This is a genomic window from Staphylococcus sp. AC872 (assembly GCF_979255425.1).
This window is the reverse complement of sequence record NZ_CEEDKW010000066.1, coordinates 1-261: the sequence shown is the minus strand read 5'-3', so window position 1 is coordinate 261 and position 261 is coordinate 1. Positions and strand designations below refer to the sequence as shown.

At 69.3% G+C, this 261-nt stretch carries 1 protein-coding gene; it reads left to right on the top strand.

Annotated features, from left to right (window positions below; translation table 11 throughout):
• On the top strand, positions 1 to 261 hold a 261-nt coding region (locus ACZ267_RS12945; RefSeq protein ID WP_463680354.1), incomplete at both ends, for a hypothetical protein.

Sequence of the window (261 nt, the reverse complement as noted above, 5' to 3'; positions counted from 1 at the left end):
GCCCCATCCATCCGGCGCGGCGTGCGCGCCTCGTGGGCGCCACGCTGCTGGGCTCGGCGCTGACGATGGCCATCATCTACCCGCTGGCCGCCACGCTGCCCTGGCCCTCCATGTGCGACCTGTACGCCGCCAAGCATGGCAAGCCCAGCTGCAACTTCTTCCGCATCTCGGCCCTTGTCGGCGACACGCTGTGGGTCTTCATGCCGGCGCTGATGCTGGTAGGCATGCTGGAGTTCCGCACGTTGCGGCGCCGTCAGGACC